This is a genomic window from Blautia sp. XA-2221 (assembly GCF_028767025.1).
Lineage (GTDB): Bacteria > Bacillota > Clostridia > Lachnospirales > Lachnospiraceae > Blautia_A.
Genome location: NZ_JAJQXX010000001.1, coordinates 360,182 through 382,346, shown reverse-complemented (window position 1 = coordinate 382,346; position 22,165 = coordinate 360,182). Strand labels below are relative to the sequence as shown.

Genomic DNA, 22,165 nt, shown 5'->3' with positions numbered 1-22,165 from the left:
GTGTCTCACTGTTTAGTTATCAAGGTTCTTTGTTTTCTGTCTCTCAGACAGCTCATTTACTTTATCACATCTCTTTTCATCTGTCAAGAACTTTTTTCAAGTTTTTTTGATGTTTTTCGATGTGTTGTCAGGTAATTCGCTCTCTCGCTGACAGCTTGTTTACTTTACCACACTCCGAAATGATTGTCAACAAGTTTTTTGACTTTTTCCAAAGTTTTTCAAATTGTTTCTTCAAAAGAATCATTTCTTTGCGACAGCCAGATTAATTTACCACGTTCTTCCTCTTCTGTCAACTGTTTTTTCCAAAACTTTAAAACAACATTTTTCAAAAACTTATCAAAACAACCTGTACATTTTTTCAAAACAACAATTTTCATAACATGAAAGAGTAAATCTCACGCTTCTAATCCGTAGTGGAATTTCATTTTGCACAACACAAATGGAAATCAGTCTTTCATAGAATCGAGTACAAGGGATCACAAGAAAGGACTGTAAACACTGCTACTTTATCCAACGAAGAAGTAGGAATGATGTATTTCACTGCTGAGTTATCAAGGGAAAGAGGCCTTTAAAATGGCAAAGGAACAGGAAAACCAGATTAAGAGAGCCATATAAAAGAAGAGCCGTCCATTCCTGTCTGGACTGTCCTGTTTCCATGTGTGCCCACAGAGCCATTTCCTCAAGAAGCAACTCTGCCGCCAGAGAATGCAGGAAGTTCTGACTACACAATACACAGCACACAGCAATAAATTTTACTCTTACAATTCAAAGGAATTTACTCTTACAATTCAATGGATTTTACTCTTACAATTCGGCTGAAAGTCAAATATTAAATTTCACATAATAGCATCCGTATTGTGAGCATACAAAAACTCATTTAACTCCATATATCTCACCAAAACAAACCGACAAGGATTTTATGTGTTTTCAAATTTTCTCATTTATTAATGAATCGTCCACTGTTCACAACAAAACTGTTTACAATTAAAGTTCCATTATAGACTTTGTTATCTTTTGCAAAATATAGGATATTCAAGAAACAGAACGGCACCGAACATAATTTTGAGCACACATGGACAATGTTATTGAAAAGGTCCTTCTGTTCCGTCATAAATCCTCTCTGCTCTTCATATGATTAATCAGAAGCTTTTTATATTCGGTATCTGCCATTCATCTACAGGCCAAAACAGCACATACATATTCTGATCAGGAGGCGTACTCTATGAGTTCCAAAACAAAAATCGTTGTTTTACATATGAAGGAGATCATTTACACAGGAATCTTCCTCCTGTTTCTGATCGTCCTTGGAGTTCTGATGTTTTTTATGTTTGGTCCGGGTAAGTCTGAATCAGTCTCCACGGATCCGGCTTCCGTTTATACCCCGGGTATTTACCGTTCTTCCATTGAACTTAATGGAAACAGTTTTGATATGGAAGTCACTGTTGATGCACAGAAAATCCGTTCCATCCATCTGGAAAATCTCAGTGAAAGCACTGCTGCTATGTTTCCTCTTGTAGAGCCGGCTCTTGAAGAACTGGCAAGCCAGATTTACAGCGGCCAGTCTCTGGATGAGCTGAAGTATTCCAGCGATCAGAAATACACCGCTCTTATGCTGATCCGAGCCATTGACGAAGCTGTCAGCAAGGCGGAGCTGAAAGAATAAAGCACGATAAAATGCCCGTTATGGTTTTTAACTCCTATAACGGGCATTCATTCTGTCTGAATCAGACTTTAAAGCTCTTCTGTTTTATAACCGATATAGCTTTCATAATAGTAGCTGCAGTCGGTTCCTCTCATATAAATATCATAACTGTCTGTTTTATCTGTCAAAGTATTTTTCAGCACAGACCGCATCTCTTTTTATGTCCTTGGTATTTCTTCTTAGCCTCAGATTTTTATTCTGTCCAACTGTCTGAGCCACAGAGTTCCACAGGCGTCACTTGGCATACGAAGATCTCCTCTTGGAGAAACCGCCACACTTCCCACCTTTGGTCCATCCGGCAGGCAGGAACGCTTAAACTGCTGGGTAAAGAACCGTCTGTAAAATATCTTCAGCCATTTAAGGATCGTTTCTGCATCATATTCTCCCTCAAAAGCCACTTTTGCCATGCGGAAGATCTTTTCAGGCGGACAAGTCCAGCGCAGCATATGATAAAGGAAAAAATCATGAAGCTCGTAGGGGCCTACCAGATCTTCTGTTTTCTGTGCGATCACTCCGTCTTCCGGCGGAAGAAGTTCCGGACTTACCGGCGTATCCAGGATATCAAGAAGGATTCCTGACAATGTCTTATCCTCACAGGTATCTGCACAGTATTTTACAAGGTGGCGCACAAGGGTTTTCGGTACAGAACTGTTTACCCCGTACATGGACATATGATCTCCGTTGTAGGTCGCCCAGCCAAGAGCCAGCTCGGACAGATCTCCTGTTCCGATCACGATTCCTCCTGACTGATTTGCAATGTCCATAAGAATCTGAGTTCTCTCTCTTGCCTGTCCGTTTTCATAGGTTACATCATGCCTGTTCGGATCATGACCGATATCTCTGAAATGAAGGCTGACAGCCTCCCGGATATTCACCTCCCGAAGCTCAGCGCCCAGACAGCGGCTCAACTCGCAGGCATTGGAATAGGTTCTGTCCGTAGTTCCAAAGCACGGCATAGTCACTGCTGTAATTTTTTCTCTTGAAAGTCCCAGCATATCAAAAGCCCTGACAGTTACAAGAAGAGCAAGGGTAGAATCCAATCCTCCGGAAAGTCCGATCACAACATTCTGGCAGCGAATATGATCCAGACGCTTTTTCAGACCTGTTGCCTGAATATTCAGGATTTCCTCGCAGCGGCAGGCTCTTTCTGTTTCAGAGGAAGGCACAAAAGGTCTGGAATCAAATTTCTGTTCCAGCTTTGTTTCTGTTTTTTCCAGATAAAACAGAACTTCTCTGAAAGCATCTTTTTCTCTGTCTGCCGCAAATCCACAGGTGGTCATTCTCCTGCGTTCATTATTCAGTTTATGGATATCCATAATTCCATAAACAGCTCCGTTTTCAAAACGTCTGCTTTCTGCAAGAATGGTTCCGTTTTCTGCAATCAGATCATGGCCTCCGTAAACCACGTCCTGAGTAGATTCTCCGGGACCGGCGGAAGCATAGATATATCCGCACACCAGTCTGGCTGACTGACTGCTCACCAGATTTCTCCGGTAAGTCTCCTTTCCTGCCAGTTCATCGCTGGCCGAAAGATTTACGATCACGTTTGCGCCATGATATGCATGCAAATTACTTGGCGGAGCTGCCACCCACAGATCCTCGCAGATTTCTGCCGCAACTTTAAGCTCCGGAAATTCCGGACAGGTAAATATAAGGTTCGGAGAAACAGGAACCTCATATTCTTCCGTGTCATCCTCCAGATCATCTTCGTCTATATAATCTGTATCATCCATGTCGAGCTCATCCAAAAAATCATCCTCTTCAAACTCAAGCCCGTCCATGTTTTTTTTCTGAACATCCGTGTCCTGCTGTTCCTCTTCTCCAAAAAAGCGTATCTCGATCTCAGGATCATTTTCTGCATAGGAACCGTCATAATCTTCCCGCTTCAGCAGGATCTTACCATCCACATCTTTTCCTGTGGTAAAATAACGCCCCTCATAAAACTCATTGTAATTGGGAATATTCACCTTTGGTACAAAACCAGCAATTTTTCCACAATTCAGCGCTGCTGCCGCATTGTAGAGCTTTCCCTTATATTCCAGCGGCAGCCCCACAAAAATAAGTCCGTTGATATCTTCTGTTTCAGCCGCAATACGCAAAAGCTGAGTCCTGGCTTCTTTCAGAAGTGTTTCCTGCCAGAAAAGATCCCCACATGTATAACCTGTGATGCACAGCTCCGGGAACACCATGACCACTGCTCCCTTTTCCGCCATCTCATGAGCCATACAGATGATCTCCCCAGCATTATATTCACAGTCCGCTACCCGAACATCCGGTGTTCCTGCACTGACTTTGATAAATCCATCTTTCATAGTTTCCCCTTTCCTGTCCGCATACAGCAGACATCAGGCTTCTCTTATCTGCCTGGCAGAGCTTCTATCTGCATTTTCTGAGAATTTCTTTCAGCTCTTCCACACTGAACACATAATTTGTGTTGCAGAAATGACAGTTCAGTTCTACCTCTTTTCCTTCCTGGATCATTTCATTCAGATCTTTTCGTCCAATACTGATCAGCGCTTTTTCCACACGTTCCTTGCTGCAATTGCAGTAAAATTCTGTAGGAACCTTGTCTGTAAATTCAATGTCAAAGCCATCCAGTACCGCTTCCAGCAGACTTTCTGCAGTATGTCCCTGCTCCAGAAGAGTGGTTACAGACTGGATCTTCTGTACATTTTCTTCCAGTTTGGCAATGGTTTCCTCTTCTGCAAAAGGCATAACCTGAACAATAAATCCTCCTGCCTGCTGCACAGTATTATCCTTATTCATCAGAACCCCAAGACCTACCGCAGAAGGAACCTGCTCGCTGACTGCAAAATAGTAGGTAAGGTCCTCTGCAATCTCACTTGTCTGAAGCACTACCTGTCCGGAATAGGGCTCTTTCAGTCCCATATCCTTAATTACATTAAGAATCCCAATACCTACTGCACTGGCAACATCCAGTTTACCTTTGTCATTGGCCGGAATAATTACCTCCGGATTTCCCACATATCCTTTCACTCTTCCCTGAGAGTCTGCAGTTACAGTAATGCCCTCCAGAGGACCGCTGGCCTGGATCTGAAGAGTCAGGATATCCTTATCCCCCTTCATCATCACACCCATCATAGCTCCTGCCGTAAGAAGTCTTCCCAGAGCTGCTGTTGCCACAGGGCTGGTATTATGAGCCTTTCTGGCTGTTTCCACTGTTTCCGTTGTCACTGCTGCAAAGGCGCGAACCTGACTGTTTGCGGCTGTTGCTCTTACAATATAATCACTCATTTTATTCCTCCTGAACCTGTGTTTCCTAAATTCTGTTTTACAAAAAAATTTTTCTATATTTTGCCTTCAGGCTGTCTGCTTGCCTTTTTCCTTTGCCACAAAAAACAGTCTTTCACTGTCTTCTGCCGCCGGCTTCATGGTATATGCGTCATAGACAGCCACCAGTTCCATCCCTGCCTCAGCGATCAGATCCTCAATTTCCGACTGCTCATATGCTTTCTGGCAGTGAAGCTCCTCGCATTTTTCATAAAGCCCGTCTTCTCTTGGCAAAAAAACTGCAAGCTCATAAATATTCATACCGTTTTCCGGGTCATAGCTGTTTTCCCAGATAAAGCTTCCCTCATCTCTGTTTTCTGCTATGGTTGTCTCTCCCAGAATATCCCGGTATTTGTGGACTGTATTCATATCAAACAGAAAAACACCGCCCGGATCCAAATAATTATTTACCAGTCTGAATACCTGAAGCAATTCCTCCCTGTCCGTGATATAATTCAGGCTGTCGCACACACTGATGATCGCCCGTACAGTTCCATACAATTCAAACTCCTGCATATCCTGAAGAAGATACAGTATGTCCTGTCCGGTCTCCATTTTTTTCTTCATTGCCTCGGCAAGCATTTCCTCAGAATTGTCCACACCAATCATATCATATCCCTTTTGTGCAAGCAATCCTGTCATGGTACCTGTGCCGCAACCCAGTTCCAGAACAAGACCGTCCTCAATCCCCTGGGCTTTCAGCTGCTTTTCCACATAAGCAGCCCAACTTTCATAATCAATATTGTCCATAAACAGGTCATACACCTGTGCAAATTTTCCGTACGCTTCCACTGTACTTCTCCTTTTTTATGTAATGTACGCCTGAACGATTCTGTCCGGAACAGGCTCTCTGAATGAGAGGAAAAGGCAGATGATCGCTCACCTGCCTTAAATGTTCCGCTCTATGATCGCCTCAGTCTTTTATTTACTGAACCGGCATATAGTATACGTCAGCAGCCTCACCGTGCCAGTAATAACTTGTGCCGTCCTCTGTATACACATCCTGGTCATTTGCAAAGCTGTAGGTATTTCCATCAAAATCAACCCAGTTTCCGTTTCCGTCCGGCTGGATTACCAGCGGCTCACCGTCAGAGTTGCGATAAATAGTTCTTGTTTCATCTGTATTGGAAAGCTGCTCATCTGTAAAGCCTGCGGAATTTGTTGTTCCTTCGGAAGAAGTCTCTCCGCCTTCCTGGGAAGCAGCGCCTGTATCAGCAGCTCCCGCATCTGTATTTCCTGTATCTGCTGCGCCTGCATCCGCATTTCCTGTATTTGCCGCTGCATCGTTTGCTGCAGCGTCTGTGCCTGCCGCATCTTTATTTTCTGTAGTTCCGGCCGGTGCTGCTGTTCCCGGAGCTGCCTCTTTCAGTGAGGAATTTCCAAGAATCTTAAAAGAATCCACTGAGCTCTTTACAGATGCCAGAACTTCTTCTTTTTTTACAGAAGCTTCAATGGAATAATATTCGCTGGCATTTGCAAATACTTTATGAACCACATAAAGAGCCCCGTCACTCTTTTCTGTATTCAGCATTTTTGTCACATAGCTGTAAACGCCGATTCCGTTTACATCCTCAGCCTTATAATCCTGGATCTCAAAGTCAGTTCCCTGAACTTTATCTCCGTCTGCCTGTTCCAGAGAAACAGCCATATCCTGTGTGCTTGGAATCACTGTGGCAGCCATTGTTTCTTCTCCCTGACCGTGAAGAATAAGGATATTGCCATTGTCAGGAGACTCAAAGCTGATGGTATCTGCCTCGTCAGTTTTGTTTGCCCAGGTAGCATCCGGGAGATTGATAGAAACAGATTTATCTGCGGAGGTATAAGTGGTATCCTGTACATTTGGAGCAATGGTAGGCGTAGCTGTTGGAGCCTTTGTAACCTCCGGTGCCGGTGTTACACTGACAACCTTCTGCGCTTCCGGCTCGTCTCCGCCGAAGCCGCAGCCTGCCATAAAGACAGACGCTGATATTGTAACCGCTAAAACAGCAAGTAATTTTTTGTTCTTCATATGATCCTCCTAAAAAATTGTGAAATTCACTCAAACTCTTTGCTACACATTTTACAATTTTATTACATATATGTCAATGAATTTTCCGGAGCATGATGTGAAATTCCTATAAACAAAGTGTAAATTCCTGTCATATTCTTTGTTTCAGGCTCGTTTTTTCAACTTGTGACCGTATACATAAACAGCTCATGAAGAGCTCTGGTCGCCGTAATATATTCCGCCTGAATTTTCAGAGGGCTTTTGTCCGTATCAGCAAACACACCGTATACTCTGTCGAATTCCAGCCCCTTTGCCAGATAAAACGTAGTGACTGTCAGTCCTTTGCAAAACTGACCGCTGTTCCGGTCAAGATAAGACAGGGTATCCCTCTGCTCCGGCGCTTCTGCTTCCAGCTTTCTCTTCAGGTAAATCGCTGCAGCTTCCGCTTCCTTTTCTGTCATAAAGATCACTGCCCCTGTTTCCAGACGTTCGCTGTCTCTGAGCCAGGTTTTAAAAATTTCATCCAAAGCCATTTCTGTACTTTTAAACATTTCTTCCCGTACAGGTTCTCCATGACGCTCAAAGAGATCCATGTCTGTGATCCCTGCGATCCGGTTTGCATACTCTGCAATCTCCACTGTATTTCTGTAACTTCTGTTCATATAAATCTTTCTGATATTTCTGCCGAAAATCCCGGGCAGGAACTTCATGACATCCTGCTGCTTCTCTTCCATTGTCTGAGCTTTATCACCAAGTATGGTCATTCTGCATGGAAAAAGTTTTTTTAGGATCAGATACTGAATCCAGGAATAATCCTGCATTTCATCTACAACAAGATGCCTGATATCCCGATGCTCCCTGCACCGGGTCAGATGATATTTCAAATATAAAACAGGATAAACATCCTCATATTTCAGCCTGCGTTTTTCCAGCGGACGCCTGGGCAGAGCCCGAAATCCCTCCCTGTCCAGAAAACGACTGTAAAGAACATAAAAATCTCTTGTTCCATACATTCCCAGGAACTTTTCTGTTACCTCATCTTTCTCTTCCTCTGAAAGATCTCTATCCCTCAGTGTTTCCACCTGATCAATAAAATATTCTGCAACAGCTTCCATTCTGGATAACAGAGGAATATCCTGAAACCGGAAATAAAACAGGCGGATGATTTCGGATTCTTTTATGGAACAGCCTTTATATTCCACATCCCTGAAATTCATAAGTTCATCTTCCAGACTCATCATAAATCCCTGAAGCCGTGAAACATATTCCGGAGACTGTTTTTCTCTGTACTGATTCCATGTATCCGGATTTTTTACTGCTCTTTCGATCTGATCATACTTATCCTCACAGTCTGCTGCCACATCCTGAAGTTCTCTGTAAGCAAAAAGATCGAAACTCATTTCACGGATATTTTCTTCGCCCAGCTCCGGCAGAATATGTGAGATATAATCTGCAAACACGCTGTTTGGAGAAAGGATCAGAATATTGGAGGATTTCAGATTGTTGCGGTCATGGTAAAGAAGATATGCGATCCGATGAAGAGCCACGGAAGTTTTTCCGCTTCCCGCGGTTCCCTGGATCACCATGATCCTGTCCTCTGTATTACGGATGATGGCATTCTGCTCTTTCTGAATGGTACGGATAATATTTTTCAGCTGAACTTCACCGTTTCCTCCAAGCTCTGCTTTCAGAATATCATCATCAATTTTAATATCGCTTTCAAATTCATAAACAAGCTTTCCCCGGCGAATCTTATATTGCCATTTGGAGCTTATTTCACCCTCAAAAACTCCCTGAGGCGCTTCATAAGATGCCGGTCCTTTATCATAATCATAAAAAAGACCGCTGACAGGAGCCCGCCAGTCATTTACCAGAGGACGGCTCCCGGCTCGTTCCGCCAGATTTCCGATTCCAATATAAAACTGCTCCGGCTCCTCCTCTCCCTGGTAAATAAAATCTACTCTGCCAAAAAACGGAGAGTCCTGCATATTGCGGAACCTTTTCCGAAGGAGAAGCTGCTCCTGGTTGGCATTTACCTGGGCAAGAAGAGCCTGCCTGTTGTCAAATTCCTCATATCCGTACTGGTCCATTTCTGTATAATTTTCCCAGTAGTATTCGTGCATGTCCTCGATTTCCCTGACACCGGCTTCAATGGAAGCGTTTACTTCCTCCAGTCTTTTTTCAAGACATGCAAGCACCTGTTCCAGATATTCCTGTCCGGATTTTTCTGTCCGCATATGATCAGGCTACCACAACAGCAGTACCGCTGACTGTAACCATAAGCATTCCATTGTCAGATCCGAGAACCTCATAGTCCACATCCACGCCCACTACGGCATTTGCGCCCCTCTGTGCTGCCCTTTCTTCCATTTCTCTCAGAGCCTCTTCTCTTGCGTGCATCAGCTCGTCCTCATAGCTTGATGATCTTCCGCCAAAAAAGTTCCGCATTCCTGCTGTAAAATCCTTCAGAACGTTTACTCCGCTGACTACCTCACCAAAAACAATTCCTTTATACTCTATGATCCTCTTTCCGTCTACATTTGCAGTTGTTGTTACGATCATTTCTGTTCCTCCTTTCATCTTCCGGCTGATGGTTCTGCACAGCCCTGCTGTACAAAACTCATGCCTTCCGTTTACGATATACTGGCTGCTGTTTGTTCCATTCACAGCTCTCTGCCCTGTGGACAGCTACAGATATTATAATATATTTTGCATAAAATGCTGTAATCCATACCTGCCTGAAATAACTGCTGCCGTCCACAGAAGCAAAGAATTTTCTGTGTTTTTCATTATATCCAAAAGAGCAGCAGCTGACAAGAAGTTATTATTCCGTCAGTCCACTGCTCCGTATCATTTACTGTCTGTATTTTTTACTGCCCTGTCCGAAATCTATTCCAGCTAGCTTCGGCATCCAGTTTTTTCCACTTAGGAGCACTGAGCTTTCTGCTCAAACTGACTGTTATACAGTTCTGCATAAAAGCCGCCTTTTTCCAGAAGTTCCTTATGATTTCCCTGCTCAATGATATCTCCGTCCTTCATAACAAGGATCAGATCCGCATCCTTAATGGTAGAAAGACGATGAGCGATCACAAAGCTGGTTCTGCCTTTCATCAGGTTATTCATGGCCTTCTGGATCCTCATTTCTGTTCTTGTATCTACAGAAGAGGTTGCTTCATCCAGGATCAGAATTTTATTGTCTGCCAGGATTGCTCTTGCAATAGTAAGAAGCTGTTTCTGTCCCTGAGAAATATTGCTTGTTTCCTCATCAAGAACCATCTGATATCCGCCAGGCTGCTGCATAATAAAATTATGGATGTGTGCGGCCTTGGCAGCAGCGATCACTTCTTCATCTGTAGCGTCCAGCCGTCCGTACCGGATATTTTCCATGATAGTTCCTGAAAACAGCCAGGTATCCTGAAGTACCATTCCAAACATTTCACGAAGCTCGCTTCTGTTAAAGTCTTTGATATTGTGTCCGTCAACCATGATTTCTCCGCTGTTTACATCATAAAAGCGCATCAGAAGCTTCACCATCGTTGTTTTTCCGGCGCCTGTAGGTCCTACAATGGCAATCTTCTGCCCGTCTGTAATATCAGCAGAAAAATCATGAATAATGATCTTGTCCGGATTATATCCAAAGGAAACATGCTCAAACTGAACGTCCCCTGTAAGATTTTTTACAGAAACAGGATTCTCTGTAGTCTGCTCTTCCTCCGGCTCCTCCAGGAACTCAAACACACGCTCAGAAGCTGCCGCAGAGGACTGAAGCAGATTTACAACCTGTGCGATCTGCTGGATGGGGTTTGTAAAGTTTCTGATATACTGGAAGAAAGACTGGATATCACCTACCTCAATACTTCCCTTGATCGTGAAAATTCCTCCCAGAAAGGCAACCATTACATAACCCAGGTTTCCTACAAACTGCATGACCGGCATCATCATTCCTGAGAAAAACTGTGATTTCCATGCAGACTCATAAAGCTTTTTGTTATCCTTTTCAAATTCTGCGACAACATCCTGTTCTTTGTTAAATACCTTTACTACATTATGTCCGCCGTAGTTTTCCTCAATCTGTCCGTTGACTTTTCCAAGATAATTCTGCTGGTCACGGAAGTATTTCTGAGAATGCTTCATGACAAAATTAATGATCACCATGGAAACCGGCAGGATCAGAAGCGCTGCCAGCGTCATCCAGACATTAATGGACAGCATCATGAACAACACGCCGATAATAGTAGTAACGGAAGTGATCAGCTGTGTCATACTCTGGTTCAGGCTCATCTGTAACGTATCCACATCATTGGTTACTCTGGAAAGAATCTCTCCGTTTGTTCTGCTCTCAAAATAATTCAGCGGAAGCCGGTTGATCTTTTTGGAAATATCTTTCCTCAGATTATAGGTAACATCATTTGAAATTCCTGTCATCACAAAGCCCTGTATAAATGAAAAACAGGAGCTTGCCAGATAAAGGATCATAACGCCCATGAGGATCATTGCAATTTTCTCAAAATTGATTCCTCCGGTTCCGTTTACCTTGGCTACCAGACCGGAAAACAGCTCCGTAGTAGCCTTTCCCAGAATCTTTGGTCCCCATATATTAAACACCGTACCTGCAACGGCAAAAACAAACATCAGGATAAAACGGAACTTATACCGTCCCATATACCGGAGCAGCTTTGCCATGGAACCTTTAAAGTCCCTGGCTTTTTCTCCTCCATGCATTCCTCTTCCATGTCCATGGCCCATAGGCCCTCTTCTATTTTCACTCATTTGCCAGTTCCTCCTCTGATAACTGTGACATGGCGATCTGACGATAAACCTCGCAGTTTTTCATCAACTCTCTGTGAGTTCCCAGACCCGCCATCTTTCCGTCATCCAGCACAAGAATCTGATCTGCGTTCAGAATTGTACTGATACGCTGGGCAACAATAATCGTCGTTGCATTTTGGGTATGATCCTTTAACGCTTTCCGAAGCGCTTTGTCTGTTTTAAAGTCCAGAGCGGAAAAGCTGTCGTCAAAAATAAAGATCTCCGGCTCCTTTGCCACTGCTCTTGCAATAGAAAGTCGCTGCTTCTGTCCACCTGAAACATTGGTTCCTCCCTGAGCTACCGGTGACTCATATCCATGAGGTTTCTCTTCAATAAACTCCTGCGCCTGGGCGACCATGGCAGCTTTCTTTACCTGTTCCTGTGAAATATCTGTTTTTCCATAGCGGATATTGGAGTCAATGGTTCCGGAAAAAAGAACTCCCTTCTGCGGAACATAACCCAGACGGTCACGAAGATCTTTCTGAGACATACTCCTTACATCTACCCCGTCAACCTTTACACATCCCTGTGTCACATCATAAAATCTGGGAATCAGATTGATGAGAGAGCTCTTTCCACTTCCTGTACTTCCGATCACTGCCAGAGTCTGACCTTTTTCTACTTTAAAACTGATGTCGGTAAGAACATTTTCTCCGGCATCCGGATAAGAGAAGGATACATGGTCAAATTCTACGGTTCCTTTTATTTCCTGTGACGGATGAACCGGAGCTTCCGGCTCCTTCAGGCTGTTTTCTGTTTCCAGAATTTCCACGATCCTCATTGCTGCAACATTGGCTCTTGGAAGCATAATGGACATGGCAGTAATCATCAGGAACGCCATAATAATCTGCATAGCATACTGGATAAACGCCATCATATCGCCAACCTGCATATTGCCCGCATCCACTGCATAGGAACCGTTATATACGATCAGAACGGAAATCCCGTTCATGATCAGCATCATGGAAGGCATCATAAAGGTCATGCATCGGTTTACAAACAGGTTTGTCTTTGTCAGTACCCTGTTTGCGTCCTCAAATCTGTCTTCTTCATGTTTTTCTCTGCTGAAAGCACGGATCACAGGAATACCGGTCAGTATTTCTCTTGTAACAAGATTCAGCCTGTCGATCAGTGTCTGAAGTTTTGTAAATCTGGGCATTGCAATGGAAAACAGAAGTACAATGATAACAAGGATCAGTACAACACCCACACCAAGGATCCACGTCATAGAAGAATCTGTTTCCAGAACCCGAAGCACTCCACCGATTCCAATGATCGGAGCATACAGGACAATACGGAATATCATTGCCATAGTCATCTGTACCTGCTGCACATCATTGGTGCTTCTGGTGATCAGAGATGCCGTAGAGAATCTGTTGTACTCATTGCTGGAAAAACCGATTACCTTCCTGTAAATATCCCCTCTGATATCGTGTCCCAGACTTGCAGCCACTCTTGAAGAAAGGAAAACAACAGAAACAGATGCAGCCATAATAAGAAGCGCCATCAAGATCATTTTCAGTCCTGCTTCTCCGATGTACTTCATCTGAAGTGCGTCAATATCCTCTCCAAGAGCCTCATACTCAGCCTGAACATAGGAAACAGCTGCCTGAGTTATCATGGAATCCGGCATATCCTGAAATTTTTTGCTCATGCTCTCTGTCATCTGCGCTCTCGCCTCATCCGGCATCTGAGCAATCACTTCCACCGGATCTGCACCTTCCGGTATTCCCATCTGCGCCCTCATGTCTCCGGAGGTTTCATTTTTCATCGTCAGTCCGTCCAGTATCAACATGGGTTTTCCAAGTATTTCATTAAGGGAAGCTCTGGTATCTTTGTCAATGTCTTTCAGGACATAAAGCTCTCCCTCTTCTGTATAGGAAGATTCCAGCTGAGAAATATCCTCCTTGTTCATAAAAAGCTCCAGTCCCTCCATGGAGGTCTTTCTTATTTTTTCCGGAACACCATCCTCAATTCCTTTTTGCTGGATGCCTATGTTGACAATTTTTGATGTATAATCCGGAAGGGACAGATCACAATATGCCTGCAAAAACAAAAGGGCAATGATCAGCGCCACATATCCGACGGATTTTTTCAGATATTTCATTAATTTAATCACTTGTCAGCCTCTCCTTTTCCTGTAGATTCTCTGTTTTTTCCTCCGGAATACACGAAATGTTTGTAATAATCTGTTCCATAAAACGTCGGAACAGGCATTTCTCAGCATCACTGAATCCCATAAAAACATAGCGTTCATTCAGCTCTATCTGCTCTGCCACATTCTTCTTCATTTCATATCCCTGATCCGTAAGAAAAATCCTTGTGATCCTCTGATCTTTTTTATCATGTCTCCGGCCAATCAGCCCCGCCTTTTCCATACGCTGTACCATGACATTCACTGTTGGCGGCTTTACACACAACTTCTCTGCAATTTCCCTCTGGCTCATTTCCTCATGCTTTGCCAGAAGAAGCAGAATGGGAATCTGTCCCGGATGTATGCCAAGCGCAGTCATCTGGCTGAAGCATTTGGCAGCATAAACTCTGTTCATCTGCATAAACAAGTGCTGAAAACCTGTTTTTTCCTGCGTCTGCGTATCTTCCACAATATCACCTCGTATCCATTATATATAATTAGTCGGCTAATTATATATAATACTCATTTGCACAAAAAAGGCAAGTTATTTTTGTGCAAAAATACTTATTTCACCGTTTATACACACTTTTTTCACAAAATAATCATTAGCCAGACAAATGTTTTTCTGGATTTTAAAAGAAATGTGAAACAGTAGAACAGCCTTATCAGGCAGAAGGTATTTTCAATTTAACAACACGAATATTTTCAAAAAGAAAAACCGGAGAAACATCTCCTTTGTCAGGAAATTTTCTCCGGCTCTCCATCATATAAACTGGTTTGTATTTTCATCATACTCATAATCAATGGTTCTGAGTTTTTCTACCAGTTCCTGTTTTTTCAGACCTCTGCATGTACAGAGCGCTTCCAGGGAATCATAGTAATCCCGAAGCTGTGTGTTCACATAACTCAGTAAAATTACCGGGTCTTTGGGTATCATCTGTTTCCGTCCTTTACATTGATAATAAACTGGCCGTCCCTTACATCCAGTTCCAGCGTATCTCCTGCATGAACATCACCGGAAAGAATCTTTTTCGCAGCAAGTGTTTCCACATAATTCTGAAGATAACGCTTCAGAGGGCGAGCTCCATACACAGGATCGTAACCATTTTCCACAACCTGCGCTTTTGCCGCTTCTGTCAGAGTCAGGGAAAGCTCCTGGTCAGACAGACGCCTGTCAAGCTCTGCCACCATCAGGTCTACTATGTTACCAATATTATTTTTTGTCAAGGGTTTGAACAAAATTATTTCGTCCAGACGGTTCAGGAATTCAGGACGGAAATGGCTTCTTAGATCATTCATGACCATATCCTGGGCTTCCTGTTTTATATCTCCATTTTCATCAATGCCATCCAGGAGATAAGGGGAACCTATATTGGAAGTCATGATCAGAATAGTGTTTTTGAAGTCCACGGTTCTTCCCTGTGAATCTGTGATACGCCCGTCATCCAGTACCTGAAGAAGCACGTTAAACACATCCGGATGCGCCTTTTCAATCTCATCAAAAAGCACAACGCTGTATGGCTTTCTTCTGACAGCCTCTGTCAGCTGGCCGCCTTCCTCATAACCCACATATCCCGGAGGCGCTCCGATCAGACGGGATACCGAATATTTCTCCATATATTCACTCATGTCAATACGGACCATATTCTGCTCATCATCAAAAAGCGTTGCTGCCAGTGTTTTTGCCAGCTCCGTTTTTCCTACGCCGGTAGGTCCCAGAAACAGGAACGAGCCAATTGGCTTGGTAGGATCCTTAATTCCCGCCTTGGAACGGAGAATGGCATCTGTCACAAGACGCACACCCTCATCCTGACCGATCACCCGTTTATGAAGCTCATCTTCAAGGCTCAGAAGTTTTGTCCTTTCTCCCTCCGTCAGACGGGTAACAGGGATTCCTGTCCATCTGGAAATGATCCTTGCGATCTCATCATCTGTCACAGCCTCATGGACAAGACGATTGTCGCTTTCTTTTGTATTACGCTCCTCAATCTCAAGCTGCTGCTGAAGTCTTGGAAGCTCTCCGTACTGAAGCTCTGCAGCCTTTTCCAGATCATAGCTCTGTTTTGCCTTCTGTATCTGCTTATTTACATCCTCAATCTGCTCACGAAGCTTCTGAAGTTTTTCTACAGAATGTTTTTCATTGTCCCACTGAGCCTTCTGAGTATTAAATTCATCCCGAAGGTCTGCCAGTTCTTTCTGAAGATCCGCAAGACGCTCCTTGCTTAGATTATCTGTTTCTTTTTTAAGAGCAGACTCTTCGATCTCCATCTGCATGATCTTACGTCTCTGCTCATCAAGCTCGGTAGGCATGGAATCCAGCTCCGTTTTGATCAGTGCACACGCCTCATCTACAAGGTCAATGGCCTTATCCGGAAGAAAACGGTCTGTAATATAACGATGAGAAAGTGTTGCGGCCGCCACGAGAGCGCTGTCTGTGATCTTTACTCCGTGGAATACCTCATAACGTTCCTTCAATCCACGAAGAATAGAAATGGTATCCTCCACAGTAGGCTCATCAACCATAACTGGCTGGAAACGACGTTCCAGAGCCGCATCCTTTTCAATATACTGGCGATACTCATCCAGAGTGGTCGCTCCAATACAGTGAAGTTCTCCTCTTGCAAGCATTGGTTTCAACATATTTCCCGCATCCATGGCGCCGTCTGTTTTTCCTGCACCTACGATCAGATGAAGCTCATCAATAAAGAGAATAATGTTGCCCTCACTTTTTTTCACTTCCTCCAGAACGGCTTTCAGACGTTCCTCAAACTCGCCTCTGTACTTGGCTCCTGCAACAAGCGCGCCCATGTCCAGAGCAAAAATCTTTTTGTTTTTCAGTCCCTCTGGAACATCTCCGGCAACGATTCTCTGAGCCAGCCCTTCAATCGCTGCTGTTTTACCTACGCCCGGCTCACCGATCAGAACCGGATTGTTCTTTGTTTTACGGGAAAGGATCCTGACAATATTGCGGATCTCCGCATCACGTCCGATCACTGGATCCAACTTCTGGTTACGGGCTTTTTCCACCAGATCCTCCCCATATTTATTGAGAGTATCATAAGTCGCTTCCGGATTGTCACTGACTACTCTCTGATTTCCCCTTACGGTAGAAAGTGCCTGAAGGAAACGTTCCCTGGTGATTCCGAATTCATCAAAAATCTTTTTCATGCTGGGACTTGGCTGCTTCAGAAGAGACAGAAACAGATGCTCTACGGAAACATACTCGTCTCCCATAGCTCTTGCTTCGTCTTCTGCGTTGACAAGAGATTTATTCAGATACTGTCCGAACCTGAGATCTCCGCCGCTTACCTTCACTCTGGCATCCAGAGCTTTTTTTACTGTATTTATAAAATATTCCTTATTAATCTCCATTTTCTCAATAAGCTTGAGAATCAGGCTGTCCTCCTGACTGAGAAGAGCATACAGAAGATGCTCCTGCTCCACTTCCTGATTGCCATATTCGTAGGCAACCTTTTCCAGATCCTGAACAGCCTGTATGGATTTCTGCGTAAATTTACTGATATTCATAGGCTCTCCTCCTCTATCTGTAAACAAAAAATATAACTGGTTACTTCTGGTCTTTACGACCGTAACATTGTTGTCTTGTTCTAGTTCTTGTATAACATATCACATTCTGTTAGCAGAGTCAAGAGGTGAGTGCTAATTTTTTTATTTTTCTTTTTCCATACAATAAGTAACTTTTTATAACTGAGTCAATGTATTCGTACAACTCATAATTGCAACTAACACCGCCATGATGATACCTGCCAGATATGGATTTTTCGTTGCACGATACAGTTTTCTGGAAACAACTGCTGCCACAGCCAGAACAACAATTACCGGATAAAGCCATATTCCAATAATTGAGCCTCCAAAAAACGGAATAAACTCATTAGGTAAATAGCCACTGATAAAGAAACAGCCATACATGATGACTACCATAACAACACTTGGCAGAATATTAAACATCGCATTTACGCAGGTATTGATCCATGGTTTTTTTCCTAATTCAAAGTAATTATAGCTATTGATACAAATTGAATTTGGTATGTAATATAATAAAAACAGCGGTAAATACAATAAAATATAAGGAATCATATTTGCATTAAAGGCCTTCAGAGCAACTACCCAAATCCGGAAGTCCGTCTTAAACAGATAGTCTGATAAAAACACCAGACCATATGCTGAGATTGCTACTATAAGAGCAAGAAGAATAGTCAACCCAAGCTTTTTCGCACTGATCTTAACACCGTTTTCCGCTGTTCTGGAAGGAACCTTTGTAAACTTTCTTCCAACCCAAAGAAGGAATAGTGAAAATACTCCGCATAAAGCTGCCCAGATTCCAATAAATGTAGGTCCTGACTGAGGAGCAATTCCACCAACCAGTTTTGCAATCACACTATATCCAAACATATAAACAACAAAACTAAAAACTGCCCCTAAAATACTGCTAATCCAAAACCATGTCTTTTCTCTTCCGGAAAGTGCTGGTGACGGAAGAACTTCTTCCTCTGCTTTCAGCGAGGAAAAACAGGAGGTTTTCAATAAAACTTTTGCAAAACTTACCACAAACATAATAAATCCTACAAGTCCTAAAGCATTAAAAACCACCTTTATCTGCCATATCTGATTGTTTCCGTTAATTGGATTAGGAGCTCCTAAGGAATCCTCAAAAAACTGTACACTTGAATCTACCACTCGTTTAGAAAAATGTGCCCATGGATGGGTAATATTCGGGTTATAGATCACACGAGTCGCTTCTTTTCCCTCTATATCTTCCTTATAAATTGTTTCAGCTTTACGTGTCTCCAATCCTTCCGGATTCTCGCCAAAATGCAGGAATGACTGTGCGTTTGGCTGTTTAAGGAAATCTCTTGGAGCAGTATGAGAGCCATCCTCATTATAAGTTCGATGGAAGAATTCATCATACTGACATGCTACAATACCGGCATCCCTGCCTCCAAACATATTAAAATATGCGCCGTCCTCACCTTTATAAACAGCATCATTGGAAACCAGAAGAGCAGCTTCGATCAAAGGTTCCTCTGCTTCATTATCCAGTAAAACTGCTGTACGGCTGGCAAGAGCCCCATTAGAGTGTCCTGTAACTCCAATTTTTTCCTTATCAACATATGGTAGTGTAGCAATCATTTTAACAGCATCATACATACCGTTTGCATTATTTTCTGGTTTCCACCAGTCTCCTGCAGGCAGATTGTCTGAATTACCATGTCCATACATATCAATTGAAAGTACCACATATCCGCGCCGCGCATACTCAACATAATTCAAATCCTGCATCTCACGATTGTTATACCACCCGTGACTGCAAACGATAGCCGGTGCAGGATTTTCTACGGTTGCTGTGTCCGGTTTCAGCAGCAATGCACTCATCTGATGTCCACTTTCTGTTTCAAAACGCAGATCTTTGATAGTGACCTTCCCAAAATTTGTCTGGATCATACTGGCGCCAATACCACTGATAAGACAAATAATCAAAGAAATACACAACCAGAAACCAGCACTCTTTTTACCTTTTTTGTTCATCCTCATATCCCTCCTTATAGTGGATGCATACTGCCTGTAAACAAAATAAAAGGGCATACAAAACAATACTTGTATACCCTTCTCTCCGTTCTCTTAGGCAACACATATATTATGTCAAAAATATAATATATCTTTTTGTTTTTGTCAATATAGATAGTGTATTTTGCATATATTTCTCCGTATATAAAGTATTTATTATGTAATTTTATCCTATTTTCATTCATCCTCATATGTTTATAATATGCATTTTTAATATCCCACCAACATACTAAAGCTCAGCATTAAAGAATCTGGCTTCTGCCTCCACGGGAACTATGACGCAGCTGATCTGCAAGACAAAACAAAAAGGTCAGAATCCCTGACCTCTTTGTTTTGTCTCTGTTTTAATTAATCTCCTGATCCGAAAATTCCAGTGTCACCGCCTCTACCAGATCCATATCTTTAAACTTTTCCGGTTCAAAGTAATCCTCAGTAGTATAACTGTTCATACTATTTCCATTGTCATAGACCAGGATCGCTACCGGAATTTCCTTACCCAGCTCAATTTTCTGAGCTTCCTTCAAAAAAGCCTTTCCTTCAGCGACATATTCCTCATTTTCATCAACACTATGTGTGGAAAAAGCTCCCTGACCGGCCATATTTATGTGGAACTCTATGCGGTCATACACATTGCCAATATACTCATTCGTATTTTTTTCATTTGGACGCCCTCACTTTTCATATATTTCAATGGTCAAAGGTTCTTTAGCGAATACCTGGCATCCCAGCCGATATCCTTCATCCAGCTCTTTCTGAGAAAACCAGATTTGGTCCATAGTATTGATCTTTGCTTTTCCTTTCAGTATCCTTACCTTACACTTCGCACAATTTCCACGTCCTCCGCAGGGTGTAAGAATATGGATATCATTTTTCAGAAGATACTCCTGAAGTCTTGTATTTGCCGGACATTCTACTATCATCTTTTTCTCCTGTTCTCACCAGAGGTTTCCGATGTATTTATCTTTTGCTGTCAATATATTCACTGATCTCCTGCATCCTCATATCCAGAGAATGGATTCCTTCCGCACATTCTTTTAGCTTTTCGACAATTTCCGCCGTTGAATCATCAATATTTTTCTTGTACTTTACCTTGTGTTCAATGCTTGCCCAAAAATCCATGGCAATGGTACGAAACTGAACTTCCACCGGCATCCATTTTTTTTCATTGGCAAAAAATACAGGAACCTCCAGAATCAAATGAAGGCTTCTGTAGCCATTTGTCTTGGGATTTTTGATATAATCTTTCTTTTCCAACAGACGAATATCATCCTGAGAGCAGATTTTCTCTGCAAGTTTATAAATATCCTTTGGAAAAAAACAGATGATACGGATCCCAGCCACATCACGAAGATTTTCTTCAATACTCTGAAGACTCACTTCCAGCCCCTTACGTTTCAGTTTTTCCGCAATACTGATAGGTTTTTTGATACGGCAGGAAATAGATTCGATTGGATTCCGGTCGCTGTCTAGAGAAAGTTCTGTATTCAACACCTCGAATTTTGTCTGCACCTCCAGCATGGCACACTGATACTGCATCATTAGCTTCATAAAAGGATACGCTGACTCAATAAACTCCTCGGACCTGTTTCCTGTAAGAAGCTCATCAAAGGTAAAACTTCTGCTGCTCTTCAAATTTCTTCCCCCCATTTCCTGTTATAATCCGGCAAAAAACAGCTCATAAAAATCATCCTCTCCCTCCAGAACAGGAGAATTTTCGCCTCCACCGTTGGTGCTTCTCTTCATGGATGCATAAAACTCTTCGCCTGCGCCGATCAGTTCCATTTCGTAAACAGGATATCCCTGTTCCCGGCATTTCTCACAAAATGCTTCAAGAGGATGTTCGCTCTTTCTTGTTTCCAGCAGTTCCTCCCGGAGTTTTTTATCTGTCAATGCTTTCTTTTTCAGCAAATCAAGCATTTCCGGTACTTCCATATATTGATCTCCTTTATTATTTCTTCGTAATCAGACTTTCTGAACTTCTACATATTTTATCATAACAGGACGCAGGGGTACAGAATTATTTACTAAAAGATTCCGGTAAAGCGCCTCACGAAATCATGCCATGTGAACAGGAAATCTGTTTATGTATCTTTCTATATAATCCAGAATTTCCTCCGGATCTTCCATAAATCTACAAAGATCCAGAATTTCCCTGTCCATGAACTTTTCTGCCGCTGTATGCTCCAGAAGTGCTTTCATCCTGTCATAATATCCATTGATATTAAAAAGAACAACAGGACGGTCAATCCTTCCAAGACTTTTCAGTGTCAGGATCTCAAAAAACTCTTCGTATGTTCCAATGCCTCCGGGCGCAACTATAGTTGCATCGGATCTGTCTTCCAGAAGCTGTTTCCGCTCTCGCATGGTTTCTGTAAAAATAAACTCTGTACAATGCTCATACAGAACTCCCGGCTGATCAAAAAACCGCGGTGCAATTCCCAGAATATATCCATCTTCTGAATGTACGCCCCTTGCGACAGCGCCCATCATTCCGGTTTCTCCCCCTCCGAACACAAGCCCGTGTCCCCGTTTTCCCATCAGAACTCCCAGTTCCTGTGTCTTTTTGTAATAAATCTCTTCCAGTTTTGCGCTGGCAGCGCCATATACACAAATATTCATCATATCCTCCCTGTTGCCCTGAAATTTTACAGTTATC

18 protein-coding genes are annotated in these 22,165 nt (G+C 42.8%); 1 reads left to right on the top strand and 17 read right to left on the bottom strand.

Features of this window, described 5'->3' with window-relative positions; genetic code table 11:
• Positions 1 to 1,222: 1,222 nt before the first annotated feature.
• A complete protein-coding gene (locus tag LU279_RS01830; protein WP_274420441.1) occupies positions 1,223 to 1,663 on the top strand; it encodes a hypothetical protein in 441 nt (146 codons plus the stop codon).
• 224 nt (positions 1,664 to 1,887) lie between these two features.
• Here the strand turns inward: LU279_RS01830 and LU279_RS01825 are convergent, their stop codons facing one another.
• The 17 genes from LU279_RS01825 to LU279_RS01745 form a co-directional block, all read right to left on the bottom strand.
• A complete protein-coding gene (locus LU279_RS01825; RefSeq protein WP_274420439.1) occupies positions 1,888 to 4,014 on the bottom strand; it encodes an NAD(+) synthase in 2,127 nt (708 codons plus the stop codon).
• Between the two features lie 64 nt (positions 4,015 to 4,078).
• The gene (hslO, locus tag LU279_RS01820) at positions 4,079 to 4,957 is read right to left on the bottom strand and encodes an Hsp33 family molecular chaperone HslO (RefSeq protein WP_274420437.1); all 879 of its coding nucleotides are present in this window, start codon (positions 4,955 to 4,957) and stop codon (positions 4,079 to 4,081) included.
• 66 nt (positions 4,958 to 5,023) lie between these two features.
• The gene (locus tag LU279_RS01815) at positions 5,024 to 5,785 is read right to left on the bottom strand and encodes a class I SAM-dependent DNA methyltransferase (RefSeq protein WP_274420435.1); all 762 of its coding nucleotides are present in this window, start codon (positions 5,783 to 5,785) and stop codon (positions 5,024 to 5,026) included.
• Between the two features lie 133 nt (positions 5,786 to 5,918).
• A complete protein-coding gene (locus LU279_RS01810; RefSeq protein ID WP_274420433.1) occupies positions 5,919 to 7,001 on the bottom strand; it encodes a hypothetical protein in 1,083 nt (360 codons plus the stop codon).
• Between the two features lie 158 nt (positions 7,002 to 7,159).
• Positions 7,160 to 9,217 (bottom strand): HelD family protein, encoded by a 2,058-nt coding sequence (locus LU279_RS01805; RefSeq protein WP_274420431.1) that lies wholly within the window; start codon positions 9,215 to 9,217, stop codon positions 7,160 to 7,162.
• 4 nt (positions 9,218 to 9,221) lie between these two features.
• Complete coding sequence (locus tag LU279_RS01800; RefSeq protein WP_442870136.1) at positions 9,222 to 9,647, bottom strand: putative heavy metal-binding protein; 426 nt, start codon at positions 9,645 to 9,647, stop codon at positions 9,222 to 9,224.
• 258 nt (positions 9,648 to 9,905) lie between these two features.
• Positions 9,906 to 11,750 carry an ABC transporter ATP-binding protein gene (locus LU279_RS01795; protein WP_274420429.1) on the bottom strand — a complete coding sequence of 615 codons (1,845 nt, stop codon included), beginning with the start codon at positions 11,748 to 11,750 and terminating at the stop codon, positions 9,906 to 9,908.
• Positions 11,743 to 13,908 carry an ABC transporter ATP-binding protein gene (locus tag LU279_RS01790; RefSeq protein ID WP_274420428.1) on the bottom strand — a complete coding sequence of 722 codons (2,166 nt, stop codon included), beginning with the start codon at positions 13,906 to 13,908 and terminating at the stop codon, positions 11,743 to 11,745. The genes LU279_RS01795 and LU279_RS01790 overlap by 8 nt, the downstream gene beginning before the upstream one ends.
• Complete coding sequence (locus tag LU279_RS01785) at positions 13,901 to 14,392, bottom strand: MarR family winged helix-turn-helix transcriptional regulator (protein WP_274420426.1); 492 nt, start codon at positions 14,390 to 14,392, stop codon at positions 13,901 to 13,903. The genes LU279_RS01790 and LU279_RS01785 overlap by 8 nt, the downstream gene beginning before the upstream one ends.
• A 294-nt stretch (positions 14,393 to 14,686) precedes the next feature.
• Positions 14,687 to 14,860: a DUF4250 domain-containing protein gene (locus tag LU279_RS01780; RefSeq protein ID WP_022066609.1), complete on the bottom strand. Its 174-nt coding sequence runs from the start codon at positions 14,858 to 14,860 to the stop codon at positions 14,687 to 14,689.
• Positions 14,857 to 17,451, bottom strand: coding sequence for an ATP-dependent chaperone ClpB (clpB, locus tag LU279_RS01775; RefSeq protein ID WP_274420421.1), 2,595 nt, complete (start codon positions 17,449 to 17,451; stop codon positions 14,857 to 14,859). Before clpB ends, LU279_RS01780 begins: the two co-directional genes overlap by 4 nt.
• 174 nt (positions 17,452 to 17,625) lie before the next feature.
• Positions 17,626 to 19,470 (bottom strand): alpha/beta hydrolase, encoded by a 1,845-nt coding sequence (locus LU279_RS01770; protein WP_274420418.1) that lies wholly within the window; start codon positions 19,468 to 19,470, stop codon positions 17,626 to 17,628.
• A gap of 383 nt (positions 19,471 to 19,853) precedes the next feature.
• Positions 19,854 to 20,033 carry a hypothetical protein gene (locus tag LU279_RS01765; protein ID WP_274420416.1) on the bottom strand — a complete coding sequence of 60 codons (180 nt, stop codon included), beginning with the start codon at positions 20,031 to 20,033 and terminating at the stop codon, positions 19,854 to 19,856.
• Positions 20,034 to 20,180: 147 nt separating this feature from the next.
• Positions 20,181 to 20,429, bottom strand: coding sequence for a 2Fe-2S iron-sulfur cluster-binding protein (locus LU279_RS01760; protein ID WP_274420414.1), 249 nt, complete (start codon positions 20,427 to 20,429; stop codon positions 20,181 to 20,183).
• A 37-nt stretch (positions 20,430 to 20,466) separates the two neighbouring features.
• Positions 20,467 to 21,141 carry a GTP pyrophosphokinase gene (locus tag LU279_RS01755; RefSeq protein ID WP_330684521.1) on the bottom strand — a complete coding sequence of 225 codons (675 nt, stop codon included), beginning with the start codon at positions 21,139 to 21,141 and terminating at the stop codon, positions 20,467 to 20,469.
• 21 nt (positions 21,142 to 21,162) lie between these two features.
• Positions 21,163 to 21,441 (bottom strand): hypothetical protein, encoded by a 279-nt coding sequence (locus tag LU279_RS01750; protein WP_274420412.1) that lies wholly within the window; start codon positions 21,439 to 21,441, stop codon positions 21,163 to 21,165.
• 123 nt (positions 21,442 to 21,564) lie between these two features.
• On the bottom strand, positions 21,565 to 22,131 hold the full coding sequence (locus LU279_RS01745) for a TIGR00730 family Rossman fold protein (protein ID WP_274420410.1): 567 nt from the start codon (positions 22,129 to 22,131) through the stop codon (positions 21,565 to 21,567).
• Positions 22,132 to 22,165: the final 34 nt, after the last annotated feature.